The sequence below is a fragment of the Amycolatopsis sp. cmx-8-4 genome (assembly GCF_046548675.1).
Lineage (GTDB): Bacteria > Actinomycetota > Actinomycetes > Mycobacteriales > Pseudonocardiaceae > Amycolatopsis.
Window position 1 is genome coordinate 386,946 of the sequence record NZ_JAEBDZ010000002.1, and the last position, 19,938, is coordinate 406,883.

Here is a 19,938-nt window from a genome sequence, read left to right on the forward strand (position 1 = left end):
GTCATCCACAAGCCGTTCACGAGCCATCGACAAGAATGACGATCACAGTTCCGGTTCCCGATTCCGTCCGTCCTCGATACCGCTCGCCTCCCCCGCCCCGGTATTCCGGACATAGCGGGCGGGAACGGCGGTATCGCCGCAGTTCAGCTCGCGACGGCGAGCCGCGTCGAGACGCTCTTCGACGATCTCGGGCGTCGCCCCCTCGGCCAGCACGCGCACTCCGGCGCCCGGCGGGCGGAGGAACTCCGCGCCGGCGAACCACCTCGGCGCCGGCGGGCGGACCGGCACCCCGGCCAGCGCGCGGCACAGCTCGGTCTGCACGTCGAACCCGGTCGTCACCTCGATCAGCCGGGCGATCCCGCGGGTCCCGAAGCCCGGGCGCGCGCGCACGATCCGCGGGCCGCGCCCGGACAGCACGACCGACGTCTCGGCGGGCCCGAACTCGTAACCGACCAGGTCCAGCACGGCCGTGACGGTCGCCCGGACCTCCCTCGCCTCGGCTTGGCTCACCGTCGCCGGGAACAGGTACCGCACGCCGTTCGCCACGGCCCGCTGCGCGGTGACGCCCACGACGCGGTGCATGCCGTCGTGCGTCAACGTCGTCACCAGGACCTCGGGCCCGGGCACGAACTCCTCCGCGGCGAACGGCCCGGGGTGGTGCTCGTGGCGGCGCGCCCACTCGGCCGCCGCCGCCCCGGACCGCACCACGGTCTCCTCGTCGCCCGAGCGGAGCACCGCGGGCAGGCCGGTCTCCGCGACCGCCCCGGGCACGTCGTCCGCGGTGGCGACCACCCGGGTCCGCAGCATCGGGTGCCGGCTCGGCGCGAGCACCGCTTCCAGCCGGCGGTCGTCGGCCAGGACGTGCGCGGCCTCGGCGAACTCGGGGCACACGCGGGTGGCCGGGAAGCCGTCGCCGTCCAGCACGTGGCTGATGCCGCACCGCAGGACGACCTGGGCGACGGCGCCGGCCACGGCGGTCTCGTCCCGCGCGTCCACCAGCGTCAGCCGGTCGGCGGCGAAGGGGGCGAACAGGGCGCGCTGGCCGACGTCGACGACGAGCCGGACGTCGAGACCGCTGCGCACGGCCTTCCGCGCGAACGCGAGCGAGGGGAAGCAGAGCAGCAACCGCGAGGCCGGGCTCATGGCCCCACGTCCTCGTCACGGCCCGGAGCACCGACCTGACCGTCCACCCACCGCCGTCTCATCGCGACTCCCCGCACTTCGATGACCTGCGGTCCGCCGAAGTCGTCCCGCGGCCACGACACCTCGTGACATGGATATAGCTCCTGCCACACTGCCCGCGCCGGATACCGATTCGTTCCCGCCGGCGCGCGGACGTCAGGAGCGGGCTCTGGGCGGGACCCCGGCGGTCCGGAAGATCTCGCCGGCCCGCTCGAGGCAGTCCGTGGCCTGGTCCGCGGCGCCTCGCGCGGCGTGCACGTCGGACAGGCCGACCAGCGCGCGGGCCTCTTCGATCCGGTAGCCGATCCCGGCGGCCAGCGCGTGGGCGCGCTCGTGCAGCACGAGCGCCTCGGCGTAGTCGCCTTCGAGCCGGCGCAGGCGGCCGATCAGGTTGTCGATGACGACCCGCCGGATCGGCGTCCAGTGCGCCTTCTGGTGCGCCGGCCCGAGGTCGGCGAACCGCCGGGCCTCCTCGATCCGGCCGAGCCGGTACCCGGCCAGGGCCGACAGCGCGTACACCAGTGCGACGTCGCCGGGCGCGCCGAAGTCCTCGCCCAGCTCGCGAGCGACCCGCAGCTGCTCGTCGGCCTCCTCGACCGCGCCCGTCCCGAGGTGGGCGAGCGACAGGTCGATGAGCGCGACGAGCTCGTTCTCCCGGGCCCCGAGCTCACGGTTCAGCGTCAAGGCCCGCTTCGCCGTGTCGACCGCTTCGGCGTAGCGGCCCCACTGTTCGTACAGGGAACTGAGGTTGACCAGCGACTCCGCCTCGGCCCGGCCGGCGCCGAGCTCCCGCTTGATCCGGATGGACTCCTGCAGCAGCGGGAGCGCCTCGTCGAACCGGCCGCAGGTGCACAGCAGCAGGCCGAGCATGCCGGTGTCCTTCGCGACGCCACGCCGGTCGCCCAGGTCCGACGCGATGGCCAGCGCCTCCGACGCCGCTTCGATCCCTTCGGCGAACTTGCCGAGCTTCCAGTTCGCCACCGCGGAGTTCGACAGGCTCAGCCGCAGCAGTTCGGCGTCGCCGAGCCGGCGCGAGGAGACCACGGACACCTGCGCCATCTCGACGAACTCCGCGAACAGCCCGTCCGCGTCCAGCTGGAAGACGACGTTGCGGGCGAGCCGGGCGACGTGCCGGTCGAACCCCCGGTCGTGCGCGAGCGCGACGGCTTCCCGCAGGGTCGCCTGCTCCCGGTCGAGCCACTTGCGCGCCGCTTCGCGGGTCGGCAGGTGCGGCAGCGCGGGATCGCTTTCCCCGGTACCGGCCGGCAACCGCGCGCGACCGGGGAACAGCAGGTCGCAGACGTGGTCGGTGACGTCGACGAAGTAGTCGAGCAGCCGCTCGTGGCCGGCCGCGACCTGGCCGGCGTCGGTGCCCGCGCACTCGACCTGGTCGAGCTGGTTGACGAAGCTGCGCACCAGGTCGTGGAAGGTGTAGTAGCCGATCTCGTGCTGCTGCAGCATGTGCGCGTCCAGCAGCACCTCGAGCACGGCCTCCGCGGTGTGGGGGGACAGGCCCAGCAGCGCCGCGGACGAATAGACGTCGATGTCACGCCCGGGGTGCATCCCCAGCATGCGGAACGCGGTGCGGTGGCGCGGCCCGAGCCCTTCGTAGGAGATCCGCAACGTGAGGTCCACCCCGCGCTCGCCGGACTTGAGCTCGTCCAGGCGGCGCGACTCGTCGCTCATCCGGTCCACGAGGTAGCCGATCGGCCACCGCGGGCGGTTGCCGAGCCTGCTCAGCGCGATCCGCATCGCCAGCGGCAGGTGCCCGCACAGCGCGACGAGCTCGGCCGCCGCGTCGGCCTCGGCTTCCACGCGCCGGGTGCCCAGCACCCGGGCGGCCATCGCGACGCCGTCCTCGGTCGTCATCGTGCCGAGCGAGAGCCAGTGCGCGCCGTCCAGGTCGATCAGCCGCGTCCGGCTCGTGACGAGCACGAGCGAGCCGGGGCCGAGCGGCAGCAGCGGCCAGACCTGGGCGACGTCGAAAGCGTTGTCCAGCAGGACGATCAGCCGGCTCTCCGCGGTCATCGTGCGCCAGAGCCTGATCCGCGCCTCGGCGTCGTCGGGCAGCTGGTCGGCCTCCACGCCGAGCATGCCCAGCAGGGCCTCGGCGGCGTTGCGGGGCGACAGCGGCCGGCCACCGGAGGTGTACCCGCGCAGGTTGACGTACAGCTGCCCGTCCGGGTAGCGCTCGGCGAGCAGGTGCGCGGCGCGCACGGCCAGCGACGTCTTCCCGACGCCGCCCATGCCGTCGATCGCGACGATCCGCGGCCCGCGGTCGGCGGGCGCGTCGAGCCGGCTCAGCAGGTCGTCCAGCTCGGGCTTGCGGCCGGTGAAGTCCGCGAGGTCGTAGGGCAGCGTCCGGGCGACAACGGCGGCCGGCGGCTCCGCGGCTCGCGCGGGCTCGGGCGCTTCCCGGGGTGGTTCGAGGGCGGGATCGTTGCGCAGCAGGCGTTCGTACAGGTCCGACAGGTCGCTGCCCGGGTAGATCCCCAGCTCCTCCGACAGCAGCGCGCCGACCTTCCGGTACTCCTCCAGTGCGTCCGCCTGCCGGCCCGAGCGGTACAGAGCGAGCATCAGCTGGGCCCGCAGCTTCTCCCGCAGCGGGTGGGCCGCGACGTGCTCCCGCAGCTCGCTGACCAGCTCCCGGGACTCACCGCGCGAGAGGCGCAGGTCGGTCAGCTGCTCGACGGCGTCCAGGTACCGTTCCTGCAGCGCGACGTCCGCGGCCTTGATCGCGGGCCCGCCGCTGCCGGCGAGCACGGACCCGCGCCGCAGCGCGAGCGCGCCCTGCAGGTGCGTGGCGGCTTCGTCCCAATTGCGGTCCGACGACGCCCGCCGGGCCTTCTCCAGCAGGTTCAGGAAGACGTTCAGGTCGACCTGCTCCGCGGGCAGGACGGCGCGGTATCCCGGGCCCTCGGTCACGATGATCTCGCCGCCGGCCGGGATGACCTGGCGCAGCCGGGCGACGGCCTTGCGCACCTGGTGCGTCGCGGTGGCGGGCGGGTCGTCGTCCCAGACCGAGTCGACCAGCTGGGAAATGCTGAGCACCTGCCCGGATTCGAGCAGCAGGGCGACCATCACACGCTCCTGGACGGCCCCGCCGAGGTGGATCCGGCGCGTGCCGGACCAGCACTCCAGCGAGCCCAGGACGTTGATGCGCAGATCCGGCTCCTGGCACGAAGGCGAGCCGCCCATCAGAAGTCGACACCTGTCGCCACGCAGCCACCTCTCCCATCCGGTCACCCCGAGCGGCCGCGGACGGGCTTGTGGTGCGCCCACGCGCGAATCCCCATCGCCGCGACATCGGCTCCGGGTGAGAAAAGAGGCCGCTCCCGTCAAGCCGCAGTTCTCGTACCCGGACGAACGTACCCGCATTCTCGCACGCCGGTCCTGCGCAAAACCCGAGACTCCGACTCCCCTTGTGGATCATCTTCCCACAGGGAATCGCGAAAAAGGGGGCAGTGAAGACGAGACTGACGGGCAACCCGCGCGAGCACGCCCGCCGGTCGGCCGCACGGTCAAGACGCCGTTCGCAGGCATCGCTTCCCCGGCCCGGCAGCACCTTCACGCTCACCACACGGGTGGCGGGTTGCGCAACCGTCGTGGGTATGGTCGCCGCCGAACTGTCCGAACCGGACAACGCGGATCGTGTTTCCCACCGCGGATGTCCGTGCGCGGCTTCGACAGGAAATCGGCAGGTTCAAGCGGCTTTCGGTTTCCCTGCCACAGCCTCGGACCCAGCACCGTGAAGCGAATATCGGGCTCAGCTCGACCGCCGCGGCGGCGACAAGATCGACCATGTCCCGCTCGGCCCGCTTGATCGGTTCATCCCTCTCCGCGGTCGCATGCGGATTGGTGGGCGTGGGCGGCCGCGTCGAATGCAGGCAGGCCGGCACCGTCAGGTCGACCGCGGGTGCCACCAGTGGCCGAGGCTACTCCTCGTGCGCAAGTGACTACCCAGTGTCTTCGCTCGCGCAGGTGGCGCCATGAGCGATCGATTCCGCCCGCCGATCAGCCCGCGGATCCGATGCGGCATCCAGGTCGGGAACCGTGTCCCGCCGGCCGCGATCCGCGAACTCGATCTCCGGTGACCGGCACCCCGTTGTACCGGGCGTGGCCGTCCGCGCGTTCGGCGATACCGGCCGACTACTGTCCGGACTGCGGGCTACTGGTCCGCTCGACGATCATCCGCAGCGCCTCGACGTGCCCTAGGAACCGCTGCCGCCCCTCGCCGGTGGCCTGAACCGACGTCTTGGGCACCCGTCCGGCGTACGTCCGCTGCTGCTCGACGTAGCCGTCCTTCTTCAGCGTGGCCAGCTGTTTGGACAGCGCGGAGTCCGACAGGGACACCGCTTCCCGCAGGAAGGCGAAATCGCACCACTGTGCCGCGCACAGCACCGACATGATCGCCAGCCGCGTCGGATCCGACAGCAGGCGGTCCAGCCCGGACGGTGGTGGAGCTGTCATGCGTTCTGCCGCCGCTGGGCAACGGTCAGCAGCAGCTGCGACAGCGCGAACAGCCCGGTGAACGCGGCGCCGTAGAGCACCCCGGCAACAGTGTCGGGATACCCGGGCAGGCCGACGGCGCCGGCGAGGTCGTGGGTGACATCGCTGCCGTAGCGGGAGATCAGCCACGCGCCCAGACCCGCGACGAAGGCCACGACGCCGAAGACCCACGGGACGAACGACTGACGGCGCTGCACCCCGCGCACCCTACCCAGCGGCGCCGGCCCGGTGATGCGGCTGGTCGCGAACACCACGGCCAGCACCACCAGAACCAGGATGGCGACAAGTTTCGCGCCGCTGAGACTGATGAAGTCGTTGAGCGCCATTCCCCCGGCCGCCAGCACGAAGACCACGGCGTAGACCCACCACGGCAGGCGAGCCGCCCGCCGGGTCCGATCCTGGTGCGCCCGGACCGTGGCCAGGGCTTCCGCTGCTTGCTGCTCGTCCATGATTACCTCCGTCGACTACTTGCCTACTTGGAAAGTACTCACTTCTTTCCGGATAGGCAAGTAGTCGACGGGACAGCCGATCACGCGGGCGACGTAGCCGGGATCGTGGGCGACCATGCCGGGCCGGACATTGGCGCTGTCACGGAACAGGCCCTCACCGAACTCGGTCGCGGTGATCGACGGCAGGACCAGCGAGACCGCGACGCCGTCCGCGACGAATTCCTTGCGCGCCACCGCGCTGAGCATGTTCACCGCCGACTTGGTCGCGGGCGTACGCCCCGCTCCGGGCGAAGCGAGGACGGTGGTTTTGAGCGACCCGCCGCTCGTGTCGTACCGGCCACGGCCTGAACACCCACCGCAGCTCGGTTCGCGGAAGCGTGAGGCCCTTGTCCCCGCCGAGTGCCTCCTTGGGCCAGGAGGGTCGGTGAGTGTCAGGCCGGCAGTTCGACGACCACCAGCGCACCCCGGCCATCCGGCGGATCCTCGAACCGCGCGCGGCCGCCGTGAGCGGCCGCGGTGTCCGCGACGATCGCCAGGCCGAGTCCCGAGCCCGGCAGCGCGCGTGCCGCCGGGGCTCGCCAGAACCGTTCGAACGCAGGCCCGCGGTCCTCTGCGGCGACCCCAGGGCCGTCGTCGGCGACGGAGATCCGGCCCGGCGCCGAGCGGACCGTGACCACAGACCCGGCAGGCGAGAACTTGATCGCGTTGTCGAGCAGGTTGAGGACCATCCGCTCCAGCGCGCCCGCGTCACCGTGGACGGACCACTCGGCGTTGTCGACCTCGAAGGTGTGGTCCCGGGCGCGGCTCGAAGCCCGCCGGACCGCCTGCCGGACGACGACGGCCATGGCGACGTCGGCGTGCTCGAGTTCGTGCTCGTCGCGGGCGAGCACCACGAGCTCGGTGACGAGGTCGCCGAGTTCCACCGCCTGCACCTGCAACCGGTCCACCATCCGGGCGCGTTGCCCGTCCGCCAGCGGACGACCGGTGTGCTCGCTACGGGCCAGCAGGTCGATGTTGGTGCGCAAGCTGGTCAGCGGAGTGCGCAGCTCGTGGGCCGCGTCCGCCACCAATGCCCGCTGGCGACGGCGGGACTCGGCGAGCGCGCCGGTCATCGCCGCGAACGCCCGGCCCATCCGGCCGACCTCGTCACGGCCGGACACGGCGACCGGGAGGTCGAGATCCTGGGTCCGGGCGATCTCCTCGGCGGCGGCGGTCAGCCGCGCCATCGGCTCGAGTGTCCGGCGGGTGAGCAGCAGGCCCGCCGCGGCCGCGAGCGCCGCACCCAGCACCGACACCACGATCAGCACGGTGCGCAGCCCGGTCAGGGTGCTCTCGACTTCGGCGAGGCTGCGCGAAATGGCCACGACGTTCCCGTCGCCGGCCGGGCCGAGCAGCACCCGCACCGGCGCGCCGGACTGGGTGTAGCCGTCCCGCAATGTCACCGTCCGAGCCGTCCGATCCGACGGCTCGAGGACCACCGAGTCCACGCCGGCGGGCGAACACGTCGTCCCGTCCGCCTTGAGCAGCTGGACCCCTTCGAGGAACCGCTGCAGCGGTCGGCCCTGGTTCACCGCGCGGCACAGGTCGGCAGAGTCCGGCTTCGGCAGAGCGGGATCCTGCGCGCCGGGCGGTGGCCAGCCGCCGAGCAGCGTCTCGTCCAGCTGCGCACGCAGGTTGTGCTGCGTGGCCACGTACGTCACGGTGCTGATCGAGGCGATCGCCAGCGCCACGATCGCCGCGGTGATCAGCGCGACGCGGCTGCGCAGCAGCATCCGGCGCTCTCCGCGGCGCTTCACGACACCCGCAACACGAAACCGACACCGCGGACGGTGTGCAGCAACCGGCTCGCCCCGCCCGCCTCGGTCTTGCGCCGTAGATACCCGACGTAGACGTCGAGATTGTTGGTACGGCTCGGTTCCCTCCCCCACACCGCCTGGCGCAGCTGGTGCTTGGTCAGCACCTTGCCCGGGGCGTCCAGGAAGGCCGTCAGGAGGTCGAACTCGGTCGGCGTCAGCTCCATCCGCTGCCCGCCGCGGGCGACCTCGCGGGTGCGCGGGTCGAGCTCCAGATCCGCGAACCGGCGGACCTCGGGCACGGACCGGCGGCCGCGGTTCTGCTTCAGCAGCGCCCGGACGCGGGCGAGCAGCTCCTCCAGGGCGAACGGCTTGACGAGGTAGTCGTCGGCCCCGGAGTCGAGGCCGGTGACCCGGTCACCGAGCGCGTCGCGCGCCGTGAGCATCAACACCGGCAGCCGCTCGCCCGCCGCGCGAATACGCCGGCACGTCTCCAAGCCGTCGACGCCGGGCATCATCACGTCGAGGATCACCAGGTCGGGCTTCCGGTCACCGGCGACGGCCTCGAGCGCCGTCGCCCCGCAGATCGCCGTCCCGACGTCATACCCCTCGAACTCGAGGCTGCGCTGAAGGCTTTCCCGCACGTCCGGATCGTCGTCCACCACCAGCAGTCGCACCCGGCAGAGGCTACGCGGCCCGCCTGTGCGTGAGCTGTTGATCTCCCCCATTGCGGGGAAAGATTCACCTCTCACGATTCTCTCAGGTGAATTCCAGGCGCTTCTCACGATCGGTAGCCCACCGTATGAGCAACGTAACCGGTCACACAGCGTCGTGCTCGGCCGCGAACCAGCGAGAACGGAGGAAGCATGTCGGTCGGCGCGACCGGGGGTCTCCGGACCCCTCCCGAACACCGTGCTGCGACGGCCACGGTGGACATCGTCGTCCCGGTGTACAACGAGAAACGCGCCCTGCCCGGCTGCGTGCGCGTGCTGAGGGAATTCCTCCGCGACCAGTTCCCGTTCGGCTGGACCATCGTGATCGCCGACAACGCCAGCACGGACCGGACGCTGGAGGTGGCCGAGGCACTCGCCCGTGAGCACGGCTCGGTCCGGGTGCGCCACCTCGACCGCAAGGGCCGCGGCCTGGCCCTGCGCGAAACCTGGCGGGCCAGCACCGCCGACGTCGTCGTGTACATGGACGTGGATCTCTCCACCGGGCTCGACGCGCTGCTGCCACTGGTGGCGCCCCTGGTCAACGGGCACTCCGACCTGGCCATCGGTTCCCGGCTGGCCCCCGGGGCACGCACGGTGCGCGGGCCGAAACGCGAGTTCGTCTCCCGCTGCTACAACGGGCTGATCCGGCTCAGCCACGGCGCCCGGTTCTCCGACGCGCAGTGCGGGTTCAAGGCCGCGCGCACCGACGTGATCCGGCCGCTGCTGGACCACGTCGAGGACGACGCCTGGTTCTTCGACACCGAACTGCTGCTCCTGGCCGAGCACAACGGGTTGCGCGTGCACGAAGTGCCGGTCGACTGGGTCGAGGACACCGACAGCCGCGTCGACGTCGCCAAGACCGCACTCGACGACATCCGCGGCCTGGTCCGCGTCGCCCGCGCGAAAGCGGCCGGCACCGCACGCGTGGCGGACCTGCCCCGCCGGCCGGCACCCCGCGCGGCCCACCCCGACGCCGTGCTGGGCGCGCCGAGCGGCGGCCGGCTCTGGGAAGTCCTGTCGTTCGCGGTGATCGGGGTGATCTCCACCGTCGCGAACCTCGTGCTGTACGGGCTCTTCCGGTCGTGGTGGCCGGTGCTGGTGGCCAACCTGGCCGCGCTGGTGCTCACCACGCTGTTCAACACCGAAGCCAACCGCCGCTTCACCTTCGCCGGGGCGGGCGTTGCGCGGAGCAAGGCGCACCTGCAGGGGTTGGTGGTGTTCGGGCTCTACTACGCGTTCACCTCGGCCGCGCTGCTCGCACTGCCCGCGCTCGACCCGCACCCCGGACGCGCGCTGGAGCTGACGGTGTTGTTCGCGGCCTCGGTGCTGGGCACCGCGGGGCGATTCGTGCTCCTGCGCAGCTGGGTCTTCCGCAAGGACAATCGAAAGGACGAACAATGACAGTCGCCGCCGAACACGCGGCACCCGCCGGCCGCGTCGCGGTTCCACGCCGGACGAGGTGGCAGGCCTGGGCGATCGCCGGGATCTGCGTCGCCGCGGGTGCGCTCTACGCGTGGCGGATCGGCGCGGGCCAGCTGGGCAACACCTACTACTCGGCCGCCGTGAAGTCCATGACGGACAGCTTCACGAACTTCCTGTTCGGCTCGTTCGACCCGTACGGCGTGTTCACAGTGGACAAACCGCCGATGTCGCTGTGGCCGCAGGCGCTTTCGGTGCTGGTGTTCGGCTTCCACGGCTGGGCGCTGCTGCTGCCCCAGGTCCTCGAGGGCGTCGCGGCGGTGTTCCTCCTGCACCGCACGGTACGGCTGTGGGCAGGCGAGAACGTGGCGCTGCTGGCCGCCCTGATCCTCACGCTGACCCCGATCACCGTCGCGATCAACCGGGACAACAACCCGGACACCCTCCTCGTGCTGCTGCTCATCGCGGCGGCCTACGCGTTCACACGCTCGGTGAAAGCGGACACGAGCCGCGCGCGCACGAAGTGGCTGCTGTGGTGCGCCTTCTTCGTCGGCTGCGGCTTCGTCACCAAGATGATGCAGGCGTGGATCGTCGTCCCCGGGTTCGCGCTGGCGTACTTCCTCGGCACGAGCGCGCCGGTCAAACGGCGAGTTCTCGACCTGCTCGGGGCCGGCGTCGCGCTGTTCGCGTCGTCGTTCTGGTGGGTGGCGCTGCACGACTGGTGGCCCGGGACCAAGCCGTACATGGGCGGCAGCACCGACGGTACCGCGTGGAACCTGATCTTCGGCTACAACGGCTTCGGCCGGATCTTCGGCAACGAAGGCAACCCCGGGGGTGGCGGCGGACCACGCCCGGACCTGCCCGAGGGAATCACTCTGCCGTCCGGGATGGGCGGCGGTGCCGGTGGCATGTTCGGCGGCGACACCGGTCTCGGCCGGATGTTCAGCTCGTCCGTCGGCGGGCAGATCTCGTGGCTGCTGCCCCTGGCGCTGGTCGTCGTGGTGGTCGTCGCCGTTCAGGGCGTCTCGCGGAAGGCGGCGAAGCAGCCGGGCGACCCGGCGCTGCGGGCCGGCTGGTTCGCGTGGGGCGGCTGGCTGCTGGTGACCGCGCTGGTGTTCAGCTACGCGCAGGGCATCTGGCACCCGTACTACACGACGATGCTCGCCCCGGCGATCGCGGCGATCACCGCGGCGGGACTGGCACGGTTCTGGCGTGCCTACCGCGGCGAAGGAGCCGTCGAATGGCTGCTGCTGCCCGCCGCGGTGGCGCTCACCGCGGCGTGGGCCTTCGTGCTGGCGAGCCGCGATCCTTCGTGGCAGGGCTGGACGCGCTGGACGGTCCTGGTAGTGGGCGTGGTGACGGTGGCCGCGCTGCTCGCGGCCCGGCTCGCCGACGCACGCCGTGCGGCGCTCTCGCGCGTCTCACTCGTGCTCGGGCTGGTCACCGTGCTGCTGGTCCCGGCGGTGTGGTCCACGGCGACCGCCACGACCGGCGAGGACCTCGGCGTGATGCCGGCCGCGGGCCCGAGCGGCGGCTTCGGCGGCATGCGACCGGGCGCCGCCGGAGAGATGCCGCAGCTGCCCGGCGGTTTCCCGGGTGGCACGGGAACGCCACCCGGTGGCACCGACGCGGGCTTTCCCGGCGGTGGCGGCCTCCCGGAAACTCCGGAGGGTACCGGCGGTTTCCCGGGTACCGGCCGGGGCGGCGGACGCCCGTCCGGCGGGTTCGGCGGCATGATGGGCGCCCTGAACGGCGAACTCACCGACGAGCAGCGCCGCATCCTGGACTACGCGAAGCAGCACGGCGGCGGCGCGGAGATCACCCTGGCCGTCGACAGCTCGGCGAGCATGGTGGCGAGCTTCATCGTCGGCTCCGACGAGACGGTCATCGGCATGGGCGGCTTCATGGGCAGCGACGACTCGCCCTCGGTCGACCAGCTCCGGCAGTGGACGGCCGAAGGCAAGCTGAAGTTCGTCCTCGGTGGATCCGGCGGCGGCATGCCGGGCATGAACGGCGGCGCCGGTCGGCAGCGGCAACAGTGGATCGACCGGCACTGCACCGCCGTCGACCCGGCGGCCTACGGCGGACAGGCCGCCCAGCAGAACGACCAAGCCGGGCCGATGAGCATGGCGCAGACCCTCTACGAGTGCCACTCCTGAGCCGGATCACGCCCACCGCGCAAGGGCCTGGTGCCGGCCGGGGCGGCCACTACCGCCCCGGCCGGCACCAGACCGGGTCTCGCGCCCGTTCGTCCAGTGCTGCGGTCAGCGGGCTTGGATTTCCGCAACGAGGAACCTGGTCTTTGCTGCTGAGCAAGCTGGCTCCAGCGGAGAAATACTACCAAAGTGGTAGTCCGTGCTGCGTGTGTGGCCAATGTGGACGGACGGCTAGGAACCTAAATCCCGGCCATGAAACGTGTCGCAACGCTCGCTGTCATGTCGGCTTTGACGGTGCTGGCCACGACCACCCCGGCGGTGGCAGCGCCGGCAGCCGGCGCCCTCAGCCTGGGAGACCGGCTGTACCCCGCTCTGGGCAACGGCGGCTACGACGCCACCTCCTACGACGTCGGCTACGACTACCGGCCGGGCGTCACCACGATGACGTCCTCGATCACGATGCGAGCACGGGCCACCCAAGCGCTCTCGTCGTTCGGCCTGGACTCGGCCGGGCAGCAGATCACGGGGGTGACGGTCAACGGCAGGCAGGCGGCTTTCCGCACACAGGAGAAAAAGCTGATCGTCACGCCGGATCGGCCGCTGACCCGCGGTCTGCCGTTCACCGTCCGGGTGGACTACGTAGCCGACCGGAGCAAGAACCCGGCCTCTCCGGCCGTCCACCTGCCGCCGGGTACCGACTGGCCGATCAAGGCCTGGGTGAACACGCCGGACGGCTTCGCCTTCATGGGTCAGCCCGACCGCGCGCACCTGTTCTTCCCGTCCAACGACCACCCCAGCGACAAGGCCGTCTTCACCTTCCGCATCACCACGCCCGTCGACACGACGGCCGTCGCCAACGGAACCCTGGTGTCCCGCCGGACCGATGGTGACCGCACGACCTTCGTCTACCGCACCGCTCACCCGATCCCGACCGACGTCACCCAGGTCGCCGTCGGCAGGTTCCACACGATCGACCAGACCGGCCCGCACGGCCTGCCGATCCGCAGCTACATCACGAACACCGGCGACCCCTCGCCGATGGATGACGCGGCCCGGCGCACCCCCGGCCAAGTGACCTGGCTGGAGCAAGCCATCGGCCGGCCCTTCCCCTTCGAGCGGTACGGGGTGCTGGCCGTGGACAGCGACTACAACGGCGTCGCGCTGGAGAACCCCACCCTCTCGACGTTCTCCCGCTACTCGCTGGCCGACACCGACGAGCACCAGTCGCCGGTGATGGTGCACGAGATCACGCACCAGTACTTCGGTGACACGGTCTCGGTCCACAACTGGGACGACATGTGGCTGAGCGAGGGCCACGCCATGTACTACACGAACCGCTACGACGACGCGCGCGGCTTCCGCAAGATGGACGACGTGATGAAGGACCTCTGCGCCGCCGACGCGGAGACACGGTCGACCGAGGGGCCGGCAGCACACCTGAAGAGCCCCGCCGGCGTCCTGTTCGGCACCGACGCGCCGGGCGCGCTGACGCTCTACGGGCTGCACAACCTCGTCGGGCCGCAAACCTTCCGGCGCATCGAACAGACCTTCTACGACACCTTCCGCGGCCGCTCAGCGTCCACACAGGACTACGTCGACGTGGCGAGCAAGGTGTCCGGAAAGGACCTCACCGACTACTTCAAGTCCTGGCTGCACGGGGACACCACGCCACCGATGCCCGGCCACCCGGATTGGACCAGTGCCGCGAAGCCCTGAACGAACGCCTGCGACCGTCTTGATCGCTCTGCCCGCTGCCGCTTCACCGTCGAGGTGCGGTCTGCGCCCAGGCATTGGAGCTGAGAGACGACCAGTAGTTGTCGAGCAGCCGGCCGAATGCCTCCGGGTTGGGCAGTTCCAGATCTTTCGGCGGCAGCTCGCGGCGCTCGGCCGGCTTCGCGATGCCGGCGATGATCTGCTCGACGCCGCCGGGCGCGTACCCGTTGAGCACGTGCGTTTCCCGGGTGGTGGTGAATCCGTGATCGGTGCCGCGCGGGATCCAGATCGAGTCCCCCGCGGTGGCGGTGAGCTCGCGCGCGCCGACCTGCATGTCCATCGAGCCGCTGAACACGAAGAACCATTCGTCGACGTTGTGGACGTGCAGCGGCGGCCCGACCCCGGCCCGCATCCACTGTTCGATGACCGAGAACGAGCCGCCGGTCCGGTGGACGTCGGCCAGGATCACCCACAGCGTGTCGTAGAACCAGTACGCGGGCGCGTCGTCCTTGCTCGCGACGAAGGCGTCCCGGGGCGGGAACGTGGTGGCGGGGTACGGCGATGACATCGTGGCTCCTCGAGGTTTCGGTGGGACATCAGCGGGCCGCGGCGCGGACGACCTCGGCCGGTGGCGTCCGGCCCAGTTGCCCCGAAGCACCGGTGACCGCGTAGGTCCGGACAGGGGGCTTCACGAGAACACCTCGACGTGGTCGGTGACGAACTCTTCGAAGCCGCGCGCCGGCCGGCCGGCGATCGCGAGGACGTCGTCGGTGACGTAGTCGCAGTCGCCCTCGGCGAACAACCCCACCGCCTGCGCGTTCATCGCCGCCGGCCCCGCCGGCAAGCCGACCTCGACCAGCGCCCGCGTCTGCTCTTCGACCGTCAGCGGCTCGAACGCGATCGGCCGCCCGAGCACCTTCGACAACACCGCCGCGGCGTCGGCGAAGGAGATCGACTCGGGACCGGTCGGCCAATAGGTCTTCCCCGCGTGCGCAGCCGGGGCGGCCGCGATCTGCGCGGCGACCGCGGCGACGTCCCGCGCGTCGATCATGCCGAGCCGACCGTCACCGGCCGCCGAGCCGAAGCTGCTCTCCTTCACGATCGACGGAGCCGACATGAAGAAGTTCTGCATGTAGGCGTTGTTGCGCAACAGGGTGTAGCCCAGCCCGGACGCGATGAGCCCGGCCTCGATCTCGGCCTGGCCGCGTCGCCGGGCGATCGGCGAATCCGCCGACGCCTTGCTGGTCACCTTCACCACGTGCCCGACGCCCGCCCGGACCGCGCCGCCGACGACGTTCAACTCCTGATCGGGCACCGCCGGACTGACCAGTACCACCGACGAGACCCCGCGCATCGCCGCATCGACAGTCTCCGGAACGCCGAGGTCACCGGCGACCACCTCCACTCCTGCCTCCGCCAGTGCGGTGGCCCTCCCGGGGTCGCGGACCAGGACCCGGACCCGTTCTCCCCGCTCGGCCAGCAGCCGCGCCGCTTCCGAGCCCACCTTGCCCGCGGTCGTGATCAAGATCGTCACAGTGTCTCCTTGATTGGATTTTAGAGTCAACTCTAAAGATAGTACGCGCTCAAATCTTGGGGTGCCGCTGATAAGCTGCGGGTATGTCGAGTCCTGGACTTCGCGAGCGCAAGAAGGTGCGCACCCGCCGGCTCATCGCCGACACCGCGGCCCGGCTGTTCGCCGAGCACGGTTACGAGCACGTGACGGTCAGTGACGTGGCGCGCGAGGCCGAAGTCGCCGAGCAGACGGTCTACAACTACTTCCGGACCAAGGAACAGCTGGTCACCGACCGGGAGGAGCAGATCCGGCAGCGGCTGTGCGACCTCGTCCGCGACCGGCGGCCCGGGACGAGTGCGGCGGCCGCCGTGCGCGGCTTCGTCCTCGAGTCCGTCGCCGGGATCCGCCGGATCCCCCCGGAGCTCTGGCGGGGCGAGCTCGGCCATCTGGCCGCCATCAGCCCGGCCGTCCAGCGGCTGGCCCTCGAGCTGACCGACCGCCAGGCCGCCGCCCTCGCCGAGGTCATCACCGACACCAGCGCCGTCTCACCAGGGATCGCCGAACTGCAGGGGATCGCTCTCGCCGGGGTGTTCCGGATCATCATCGGCGAGGCGGGCCGACGCACCACCGAGGGCCAGAGCCAGGACACGATCGCCGACGAGCTGTACCCGATCATCGAAAACGTTCTCGACGAGCTCGATCGCTGGTTCACCGCGCCGCCGCGGACGACAGGTCCGTGACAGCGGACAACGTCCGCACCGACCCGGTAACCACCTTCGCCCGATGTCGTTCGCCGGAGCGACGCGCGCGCACATGTAACTTTCACGACCAGGTTTGTCCTTTGTGGACCATCTGCGACGGCCTTGAGGTGGCCCGGCTGCCGGGCCCGGCAGCCGGGTCACCGGACACCGGTCGCGTGAATTGACAACACTTCTCCCGCAAGCTCAGGCTGACGCGGAGAGTGTTAGCGATAACAGTCGCCTCACTCACGAGAATGCCGATCCGGATGCACAACGGCGGGAGCAACCGGAAGTGGACAGATGCTGACCGGGAGAAGGTCGTCATGAACAGAGGAACTACCAGTCGCAGGAGTCGATCCCGGATCGCCGCTCTCGTCGCCGCGGCGACGGTCGCGGTGACCGTCGTGGCCGGGGTGACGCTGGGAGCCGACGCGGCCATGGCCGACGTCACCGGCGCGCTGCAGGGTGCCGGCTCGGGCCGGTGCCTCGATGTCTCGAACACCAGCCAGGCCGACGGCGCCACCCTGCAGATCTACGACTGCTCGGGCGGGGCGAACCAGCAGTGGACGTCCACGTCCGCCGGCGAACTGAGGGTGTACGGCAGCAAGTGCCTGGACGTGCCCGGCAGCGCGACCACCGCCGGTACCCGGGTGCAGATCTGGGCTTGTCACGGCGGAGCCAACCAGCAGTGGCGGGTGAACTCCGACGGTACCGTGGTCGCAGCACAGTCCGGGCTCTGCCTGGATGTCACCGGTGCCGGCACGGCCAACGCCACCGCCGTGGAGCTCTGGACATGCACCGGCGGCAGCAACCAGAAGTGGACAGGTCTGTCGACCACGACCCCGACCACCACTACGACCGGAGGAAGCGGCAGCTGTTCCCTTCCCTCGACGTACCGATGGACGTCAACGGGCGCGCTGGCGACGCCGAAGAACGGGTGGGTCTCGCTCAAGGACTTCACCGACGTCGTCTACAACGGCAAGCACCTCGTCTACGCGTCGAACGTCTCGGGATCGTCCTACGGCTCGATGGCCTTCAGCCCCTTCACGAACTGGTCCGACATGGCCTCGGCCGGCCAGAACGGGATGAGCTCGGCCGCGGTGGCGCCCACGCTGTTCTACTTCGCACCGAAGAACATCTGGGTACTCGCTTACCAATGGGGTGCCTGGCCCTTCATCTACCGCACGTCGAGCGACCCCACCAACCCCAACGGCTGGTCCTCGCCGCAGCCGTTGTTCACGGGCAGCATCTCCGGCTCCGGCACCGGTCCGATCGATCAGACTTTGATCGCCGACGGCTCGAACATGTACCTGTTCTTCGCCGGTGACAACGGCAAGATCTACCGCGCGAGCATGCCGATCGGGAACTTCCCGGGCAGCTTCGGCTCGTCGTACACGACAGTCTTGAGCGACTCGACGAACAACCTGTTCGAGGCGGTCCAGGTCTACAAGGTCCAGGGCCAGAACCAGTACCTGATGATCGTCGAGGCCATCGGCGCGAACGGGCGCTACTTCCGCTCGTTCACGGCAAGCAGCCTGAGCGGTTCGTGGACCCCGCAAGCCACCAGTGAAAGCAACCCCTTCGCGGGCAAAGCCAACGCCGGAGCGAACTGGACCAACGACATCAGCCACGGTGACCTGGTCCGCGGCAACCCGGACCAGACCATGACCATCGACCCCTGCAACCTGCAGCTGCTCTACCAGGGCAAGTCTCCCACCGCCAGTGGCCCCTACGACCAATTGCCGTGGCGGCCGGGTGTCCTGACGCTGCAGCACTAGCCGGCCCCTGATCGGCGCCGTCTCGGAGAGGAACCCAGTCGCTTGTCGGCTGGGTTCCTCTCCCGGCTCGTCCCAGGAAGGCTGACGACCGTGGCGACGAGACACCCCAGAACCGCATAGCGACGGCGTCTCTTCCGCATTACTCTCCTGTGCGCGAAAAAACACGGGTTCGCACGGCCGGCCGAAACATGCGGACCCTGGCCGAAATGGACCAGAAGGCACTTTCCAGCCGTGCGAACCCGCACCGCGGCAACGAGGGCAATCCCCGTTCACCACGCCCGAACGATCAAAGCCGGGGCTCGGTCAGAACTTGCCGGCCGCGATGTCGGCGACCTTCACCCGGGAAGACTCGTAGGTCCGGGGAGGCGCCGGCTTGTCGCCCGGAGCGGTCTTGCTCGTCTCGGAGCGGATCGGCAGACCGGTCTGGGCGTTGATCGTCAACACGAGCTCGTAGTGCCCGGCGAACAACGCGGATCCGGCCGTCAGGTTCAACACGGGCTGTCCGCCGACTATCGCCTTGTCGACCTTGACCTCCGGAATGGTGGAGATCAGGCGGAGCACACCGGCCCGGACCTCCGGGTTGGCCGCAGCCACGGTAAGCGCGCTGAAGCTGTTGTTCCACAGGACGCCGTTGATGCCGTCCTCCAGAGCCTTGCCCGTGGGCCGCGGCTGCGGCTGCGGGTCCTTGATCCCTTTCGCCTTCAGGAGCGAAATCCGCTCGGTCTGGGACTTGTCCCAGGCTTTCTGCGCCTCGGCCGGGCTGAGGCCCACCCCCCACGCGTTGGGGATCGCGTTGATCATCAGCAACCGGGCCTTGTCGAGATCGCTGCTCGCCGCGAAACGCGCGGCCGCGACCACGGAGGAATCGTCAGAGACAGCGAGGTCCTCGCCACGGGCGACGGCCCCGGCAAGGGCACCCCGCTCCTGCGCGAAGAAGATCTGGCCCTTGTCGGTGTACAGGGTGTAAATGGGGTACGGCTTTCCGTCGGGCGCGATCTTGCTGCTGATGACCAGCGAGGCGTCTCCCGGCAACGAACCGGCGGTGACCTTGACGTCCGCCGCCAGGGTCACCAGCCTGGACTCCGCTGCGGGCGCCTGGGCGGTCGGTTCGGCAGGCGGCGCCGAGGTGACCGAGGTCACCGACACGACGACCGCCACCGCCGCCGCGATTCCGACGACACCCACGCCTACGCGGAAGCCAGGAGTCCGGGTGAACCGCTTCTTCCGCGCCGGAGCCGCGACCAGGTCCGGCCTCTCGGACGCGACCATCGCTGTCCCCAGCGTCGCCCGGGCCCGCTCGTACGCCTCCGGCCGCAAGGGCGACACGTCCTTCACCTGCTTGACCAAGTCCATCTCATCCATGTCCGCAAGCTCTCTTTCACACAGTGGGGATCTTCAGCAACGCAGCGACTTCCGGCGCGTTCCGCAGTTCTTTCCTGGCCTGGTGCAGCAAACGGCGCGCTGTGCCCGCCGGGATGACGAGCACCCGCGCGGCTTCGGCGGCAGTGAGGTCCTCCCAGGCGATGAGGGTCAGCACCTCTCGTTGCGTCGGCTTGAGCTTCGCCAAGGCCGCCCGCAGCAACGTCTGGATGTCCACCCGGGCGTCCACCGCGGGCCACGGGTCCCACCCGCTGGCCATGTCCGCGACGTCCGGCACGAGATCCTCGGCCGGTTGCGACCGCCAGTGACGCCGCAGTATGTTCAGCGCCACGCCGTACAGCCACGGCCGTGCATTGGCGAATGACCGGTCGTAGGTTCGCCGGGACTCGTAGGCCGCCACCCATACGTCGCCGAGCAGGTCCTCCGCCTTGTCGCGCCCCGCTCGCCGGGCCAGGTAAGCGCCGAGCGCGACCTCGTGGCGGCAGATCACCTCGACGAAGGCGTTCCCGTCGCCGTTCAGGGATCTGCTGATTAGTTCCGCGTCTGACGCCATGCAGCTCCTCGGTCCGCCTTGTCCTTCCACCCTGTGCTTG

General features: G+C 70.4%; 16 protein-coding genes. 5 read left to right on the plus strand and 11 right to left on the minus strand.

Going from position 1 to position 19,938, the window contains the following annotated elements; genetic code table 11:
• Positions 1 to 42: 42 nt before the first annotated feature.
• The 7 genes from ACLJQZ_RS04585 to ACLJQZ_RS04615 form a co-directional block, all read right to left on the minus strand.
• Positions 43 to 1,143, minus strand: coding sequence for a hypothetical protein (locus ACLJQZ_RS04585; RefSeq protein WP_410618768.1), 1,101 nt, complete (start codon positions 1,141 to 1,143; stop codon positions 43 to 45).
• A gap of 195 nt (positions 1,144 to 1,338) precedes the next feature.
• Positions 1,339 to 4,380, minus strand: a complete 3,042-nt coding sequence (locus ACLJQZ_RS04590) for a BTAD domain-containing putative transcriptional regulator (RefSeq protein WP_410618770.1) — start codon at positions 4,378 to 4,380, stop codon at positions 1,339 to 1,341.
• A gap of 951 nt (positions 4,381 to 5,331) precedes the next feature.
• A complete protein-coding gene (locus ACLJQZ_RS04595) occupies positions 5,332 to 5,652 on the minus strand; it encodes a winged helix-turn-helix domain-containing protein (protein WP_410618771.1) in 321 nt (106 codons plus the stop codon).
• Positions 5,649 to 6,140 carry a hypothetical protein gene (locus tag ACLJQZ_RS04600; RefSeq protein ID WP_410618773.1) on the minus strand — a complete coding sequence of 164 codons (492 nt, stop codon included), beginning with the start codon at positions 6,138 to 6,140 and terminating at the stop codon, positions 5,649 to 5,651. The genes ACLJQZ_RS04595 and ACLJQZ_RS04600 overlap by 4 nt, the downstream gene beginning before the upstream one ends.
• Before the next feature lie 15 nt (positions 6,141 to 6,155).
• Complete coding sequence (locus tag ACLJQZ_RS04605; RefSeq protein ID WP_410618774.1) at positions 6,156 to 6,392, minus strand: hypothetical protein; 237 nt, start codon at positions 6,390 to 6,392, stop codon at positions 6,156 to 6,158.
• 179 nt (positions 6,393 to 6,571) lie between these two features.
• Positions 6,572 to 7,936, minus strand: a complete 1,365-nt coding sequence (locus tag ACLJQZ_RS04610) for an ATP-binding protein (RefSeq protein WP_410618775.1) — start codon at positions 7,934 to 7,936, stop codon at positions 6,572 to 6,574.
• Positions 7,933 to 8,610: a response regulator transcription factor gene (locus tag ACLJQZ_RS04615; RefSeq protein WP_410618777.1), complete on the minus strand. Its 678-nt coding sequence runs from the start codon at positions 8,608 to 8,610 to the stop codon at positions 7,933 to 7,935. The genes ACLJQZ_RS04610 and ACLJQZ_RS04615 overlap by 4 nt, the downstream gene beginning before the upstream one ends.
• Before the next feature lie 189 nt (positions 8,611 to 8,799).
• Between ACLJQZ_RS04615 and ACLJQZ_RS04620 the strand changes: the two genes are divergently transcribed.
• The 3 genes from ACLJQZ_RS04620 to ACLJQZ_RS04630 all read left to right on the plus strand — a co-directional run bounded on the left by ACLJQZ_RS04620 (position 8,800) and on the right by ACLJQZ_RS04630 (position 13,937).
• Positions 8,800 to 10,047, plus strand: coding sequence for a glycosyltransferase (locus tag ACLJQZ_RS04620; protein WP_410618779.1), 1,248 nt, complete (start codon positions 8,800 to 8,802; stop codon positions 10,045 to 10,047).
• The gene (locus ACLJQZ_RS04625) at positions 10,044 to 12,224 is read left to right on the plus strand and encodes an ArnT family glycosyltransferase (RefSeq protein ID WP_410618781.1); all 2,181 of its coding nucleotides are present in this window, start codon (positions 10,044 to 10,046) and stop codon (positions 12,222 to 12,224) included. The genes ACLJQZ_RS04620 and ACLJQZ_RS04625 overlap by 4 nt, the downstream gene beginning before the upstream one ends.
• A gap of 249 nt (positions 12,225 to 12,473) precedes the next feature.
• A complete protein-coding gene (locus tag ACLJQZ_RS04630) occupies positions 12,474 to 13,937 on the plus strand; it encodes a M1 family metallopeptidase (protein WP_410618782.1) in 1,464 nt (487 codons plus the stop codon).
• Between the two features lie 43 nt (positions 13,938 to 13,980).
• Here the strand turns inward: ACLJQZ_RS04630 and ACLJQZ_RS04635 are convergent, their stop codons facing one another.
• On the minus strand, positions 13,981 to 14,502 hold the full coding sequence (locus tag ACLJQZ_RS04635) for a cupin domain-containing protein (RefSeq protein WP_410618783.1): 522 nt from the start codon (positions 14,500 to 14,502) through the stop codon (positions 13,981 to 13,983).
• Positions 14,503 to 14,622: 120 nt separating this feature from the next.
• Positions 14,623 to 15,468 (minus strand): NmrA family NAD(P)-binding protein, encoded by an 846-nt coding sequence (locus ACLJQZ_RS04640; protein ID WP_410618784.1) that lies wholly within the window; start codon positions 15,466 to 15,468, stop codon positions 14,623 to 14,625.
• 83 nt (positions 15,469 to 15,551) lie between these two features.
• On the opposite strand from ACLJQZ_RS04640, the gene ACLJQZ_RS04645 reads away from it, so the two are divergent.
• Positions 15,552 to 16,187, plus strand: coding sequence for a TetR/AcrR family transcriptional regulator (locus ACLJQZ_RS04645; RefSeq protein ID WP_410618785.1), 636 nt, complete (start codon positions 15,552 to 15,554; stop codon positions 16,185 to 16,187).
• Between the two features lie 323 nt (positions 16,188 to 16,510).
• Positions 16,511 to 17,965, plus strand: coding sequence for a non-reducing end alpha-L-arabinofuranosidase family hydrolase (locus tag ACLJQZ_RS04650; protein ID WP_410618786.1), 1,455 nt, complete (start codon positions 16,511 to 16,513; stop codon positions 17,963 to 17,965).
• 303 nt (positions 17,966 to 18,268) lie between these two features.
• On the opposite strand, the gene ACLJQZ_RS04655 is transcribed toward ACLJQZ_RS04650, so the two are convergent.
• Both ACLJQZ_RS04655 and ACLJQZ_RS04660 read right to left on the minus strand, forming a co-directional pair.
• Complete coding sequence (locus ACLJQZ_RS04655; protein ID WP_410618787.1) at positions 18,269 to 19,327, minus strand: hypothetical protein; 1,059 nt, start codon at positions 19,325 to 19,327, stop codon at positions 18,269 to 18,271.
• Positions 19,328 to 19,343: 16 nt separating this feature from the next.
• Complete coding sequence (locus ACLJQZ_RS04660; protein ID WP_410618789.1) at positions 19,344 to 19,898, minus strand: RNA polymerase sigma factor; 555 nt, start codon at positions 19,896 to 19,898, stop codon at positions 19,344 to 19,346.
• Positions 19,899 to 19,938 lie beyond the last annotated feature (40 nt).

What these genes read in the sequence shown, in the direction of transcription:
- ACLJQZ_RS04585 (WP_410618768.1), bottom strand. Translation starts at nt 1,143, where the DNA reads ATGAGCCCGGCCTCGCGGTTGCTGCTCTGCTTCCCCTCGCTCGCGTTC.
- ACLJQZ_RS04590 (WP_410618770.1), bottom strand. Translation starts at nt 4,380, where the DNA reads ATGGGCGGCTCGCCTTCGTGCCAGGAGCCGGATCTGCGCATCAACGTC.
- ACLJQZ_RS04595 (WP_410618771.1), bottom strand. Translation starts at nt 5,652, where the DNA reads ATGACAGCTCCACCACCGTCCGGGCTGGACCGCCTGCTGTCGGATCCG.
- ACLJQZ_RS04600 (WP_410618773.1), bottom strand. Translation starts at nt 6,140, where the DNA reads ATGGACGAGCAGCAAGCAGCGGAAGCCCTGGCCACGGTCCGGGCGCAC.
- ACLJQZ_RS04620 (WP_410618779.1), top strand. Translation starts at nt 8,800, where the DNA reads ATGTCGGTCGGCGCGACCGGGGGTCTCCGGACCCCTCCCGAACACCGT.
- ACLJQZ_RS04625 (WP_410618781.1), top strand. Translation starts at nt 10,044, where the DNA reads ATGACAGTCGCCGCCGAACACGCGGCACCCGCCGGCCGCGTCGCGGTT.
- ACLJQZ_RS04630 (WP_410618782.1), top strand. Translation starts at nt 12,474, where the DNA reads ATGAAACGTGTCGCAACGCTCGCTGTCATGTCGGCTTTGACGGTGCTG.
- ACLJQZ_RS04635 (WP_410618783.1), bottom strand. Translation starts at nt 14,502, where the DNA reads ATGTCATCGCCGTACCCCGCCACCACGTTCCCGCCCCGGGACGCCTTC.
- ACLJQZ_RS04645 (WP_410618785.1), top strand. Translation starts at nt 15,552, where the DNA reads ATGTCGAGTCCTGGACTTCGCGAGCGCAAGAAGGTGCGCACCCGCCGG.
- ACLJQZ_RS04650 (WP_410618786.1), top strand. Translation starts at nt 16,511, where the DNA reads ATGAACAGAGGAACTACCAGTCGCAGGAGTCGATCCCGGATCGCCGCT.
- ACLJQZ_RS04655 (WP_410618787.1), bottom strand. Translation starts at nt 19,327, where the DNA reads ATGGATGAGATGGACTTGGTCAAGCAGGTGAAGGACGTGTCGCCCTTG.
- ACLJQZ_RS04660 (WP_410618789.1), bottom strand. Translation starts at nt 19,898, where the DNA reads ATGGCGTCAGACGCGGAACTAATCAGCAGATCCCTGAACGGCGACGGG.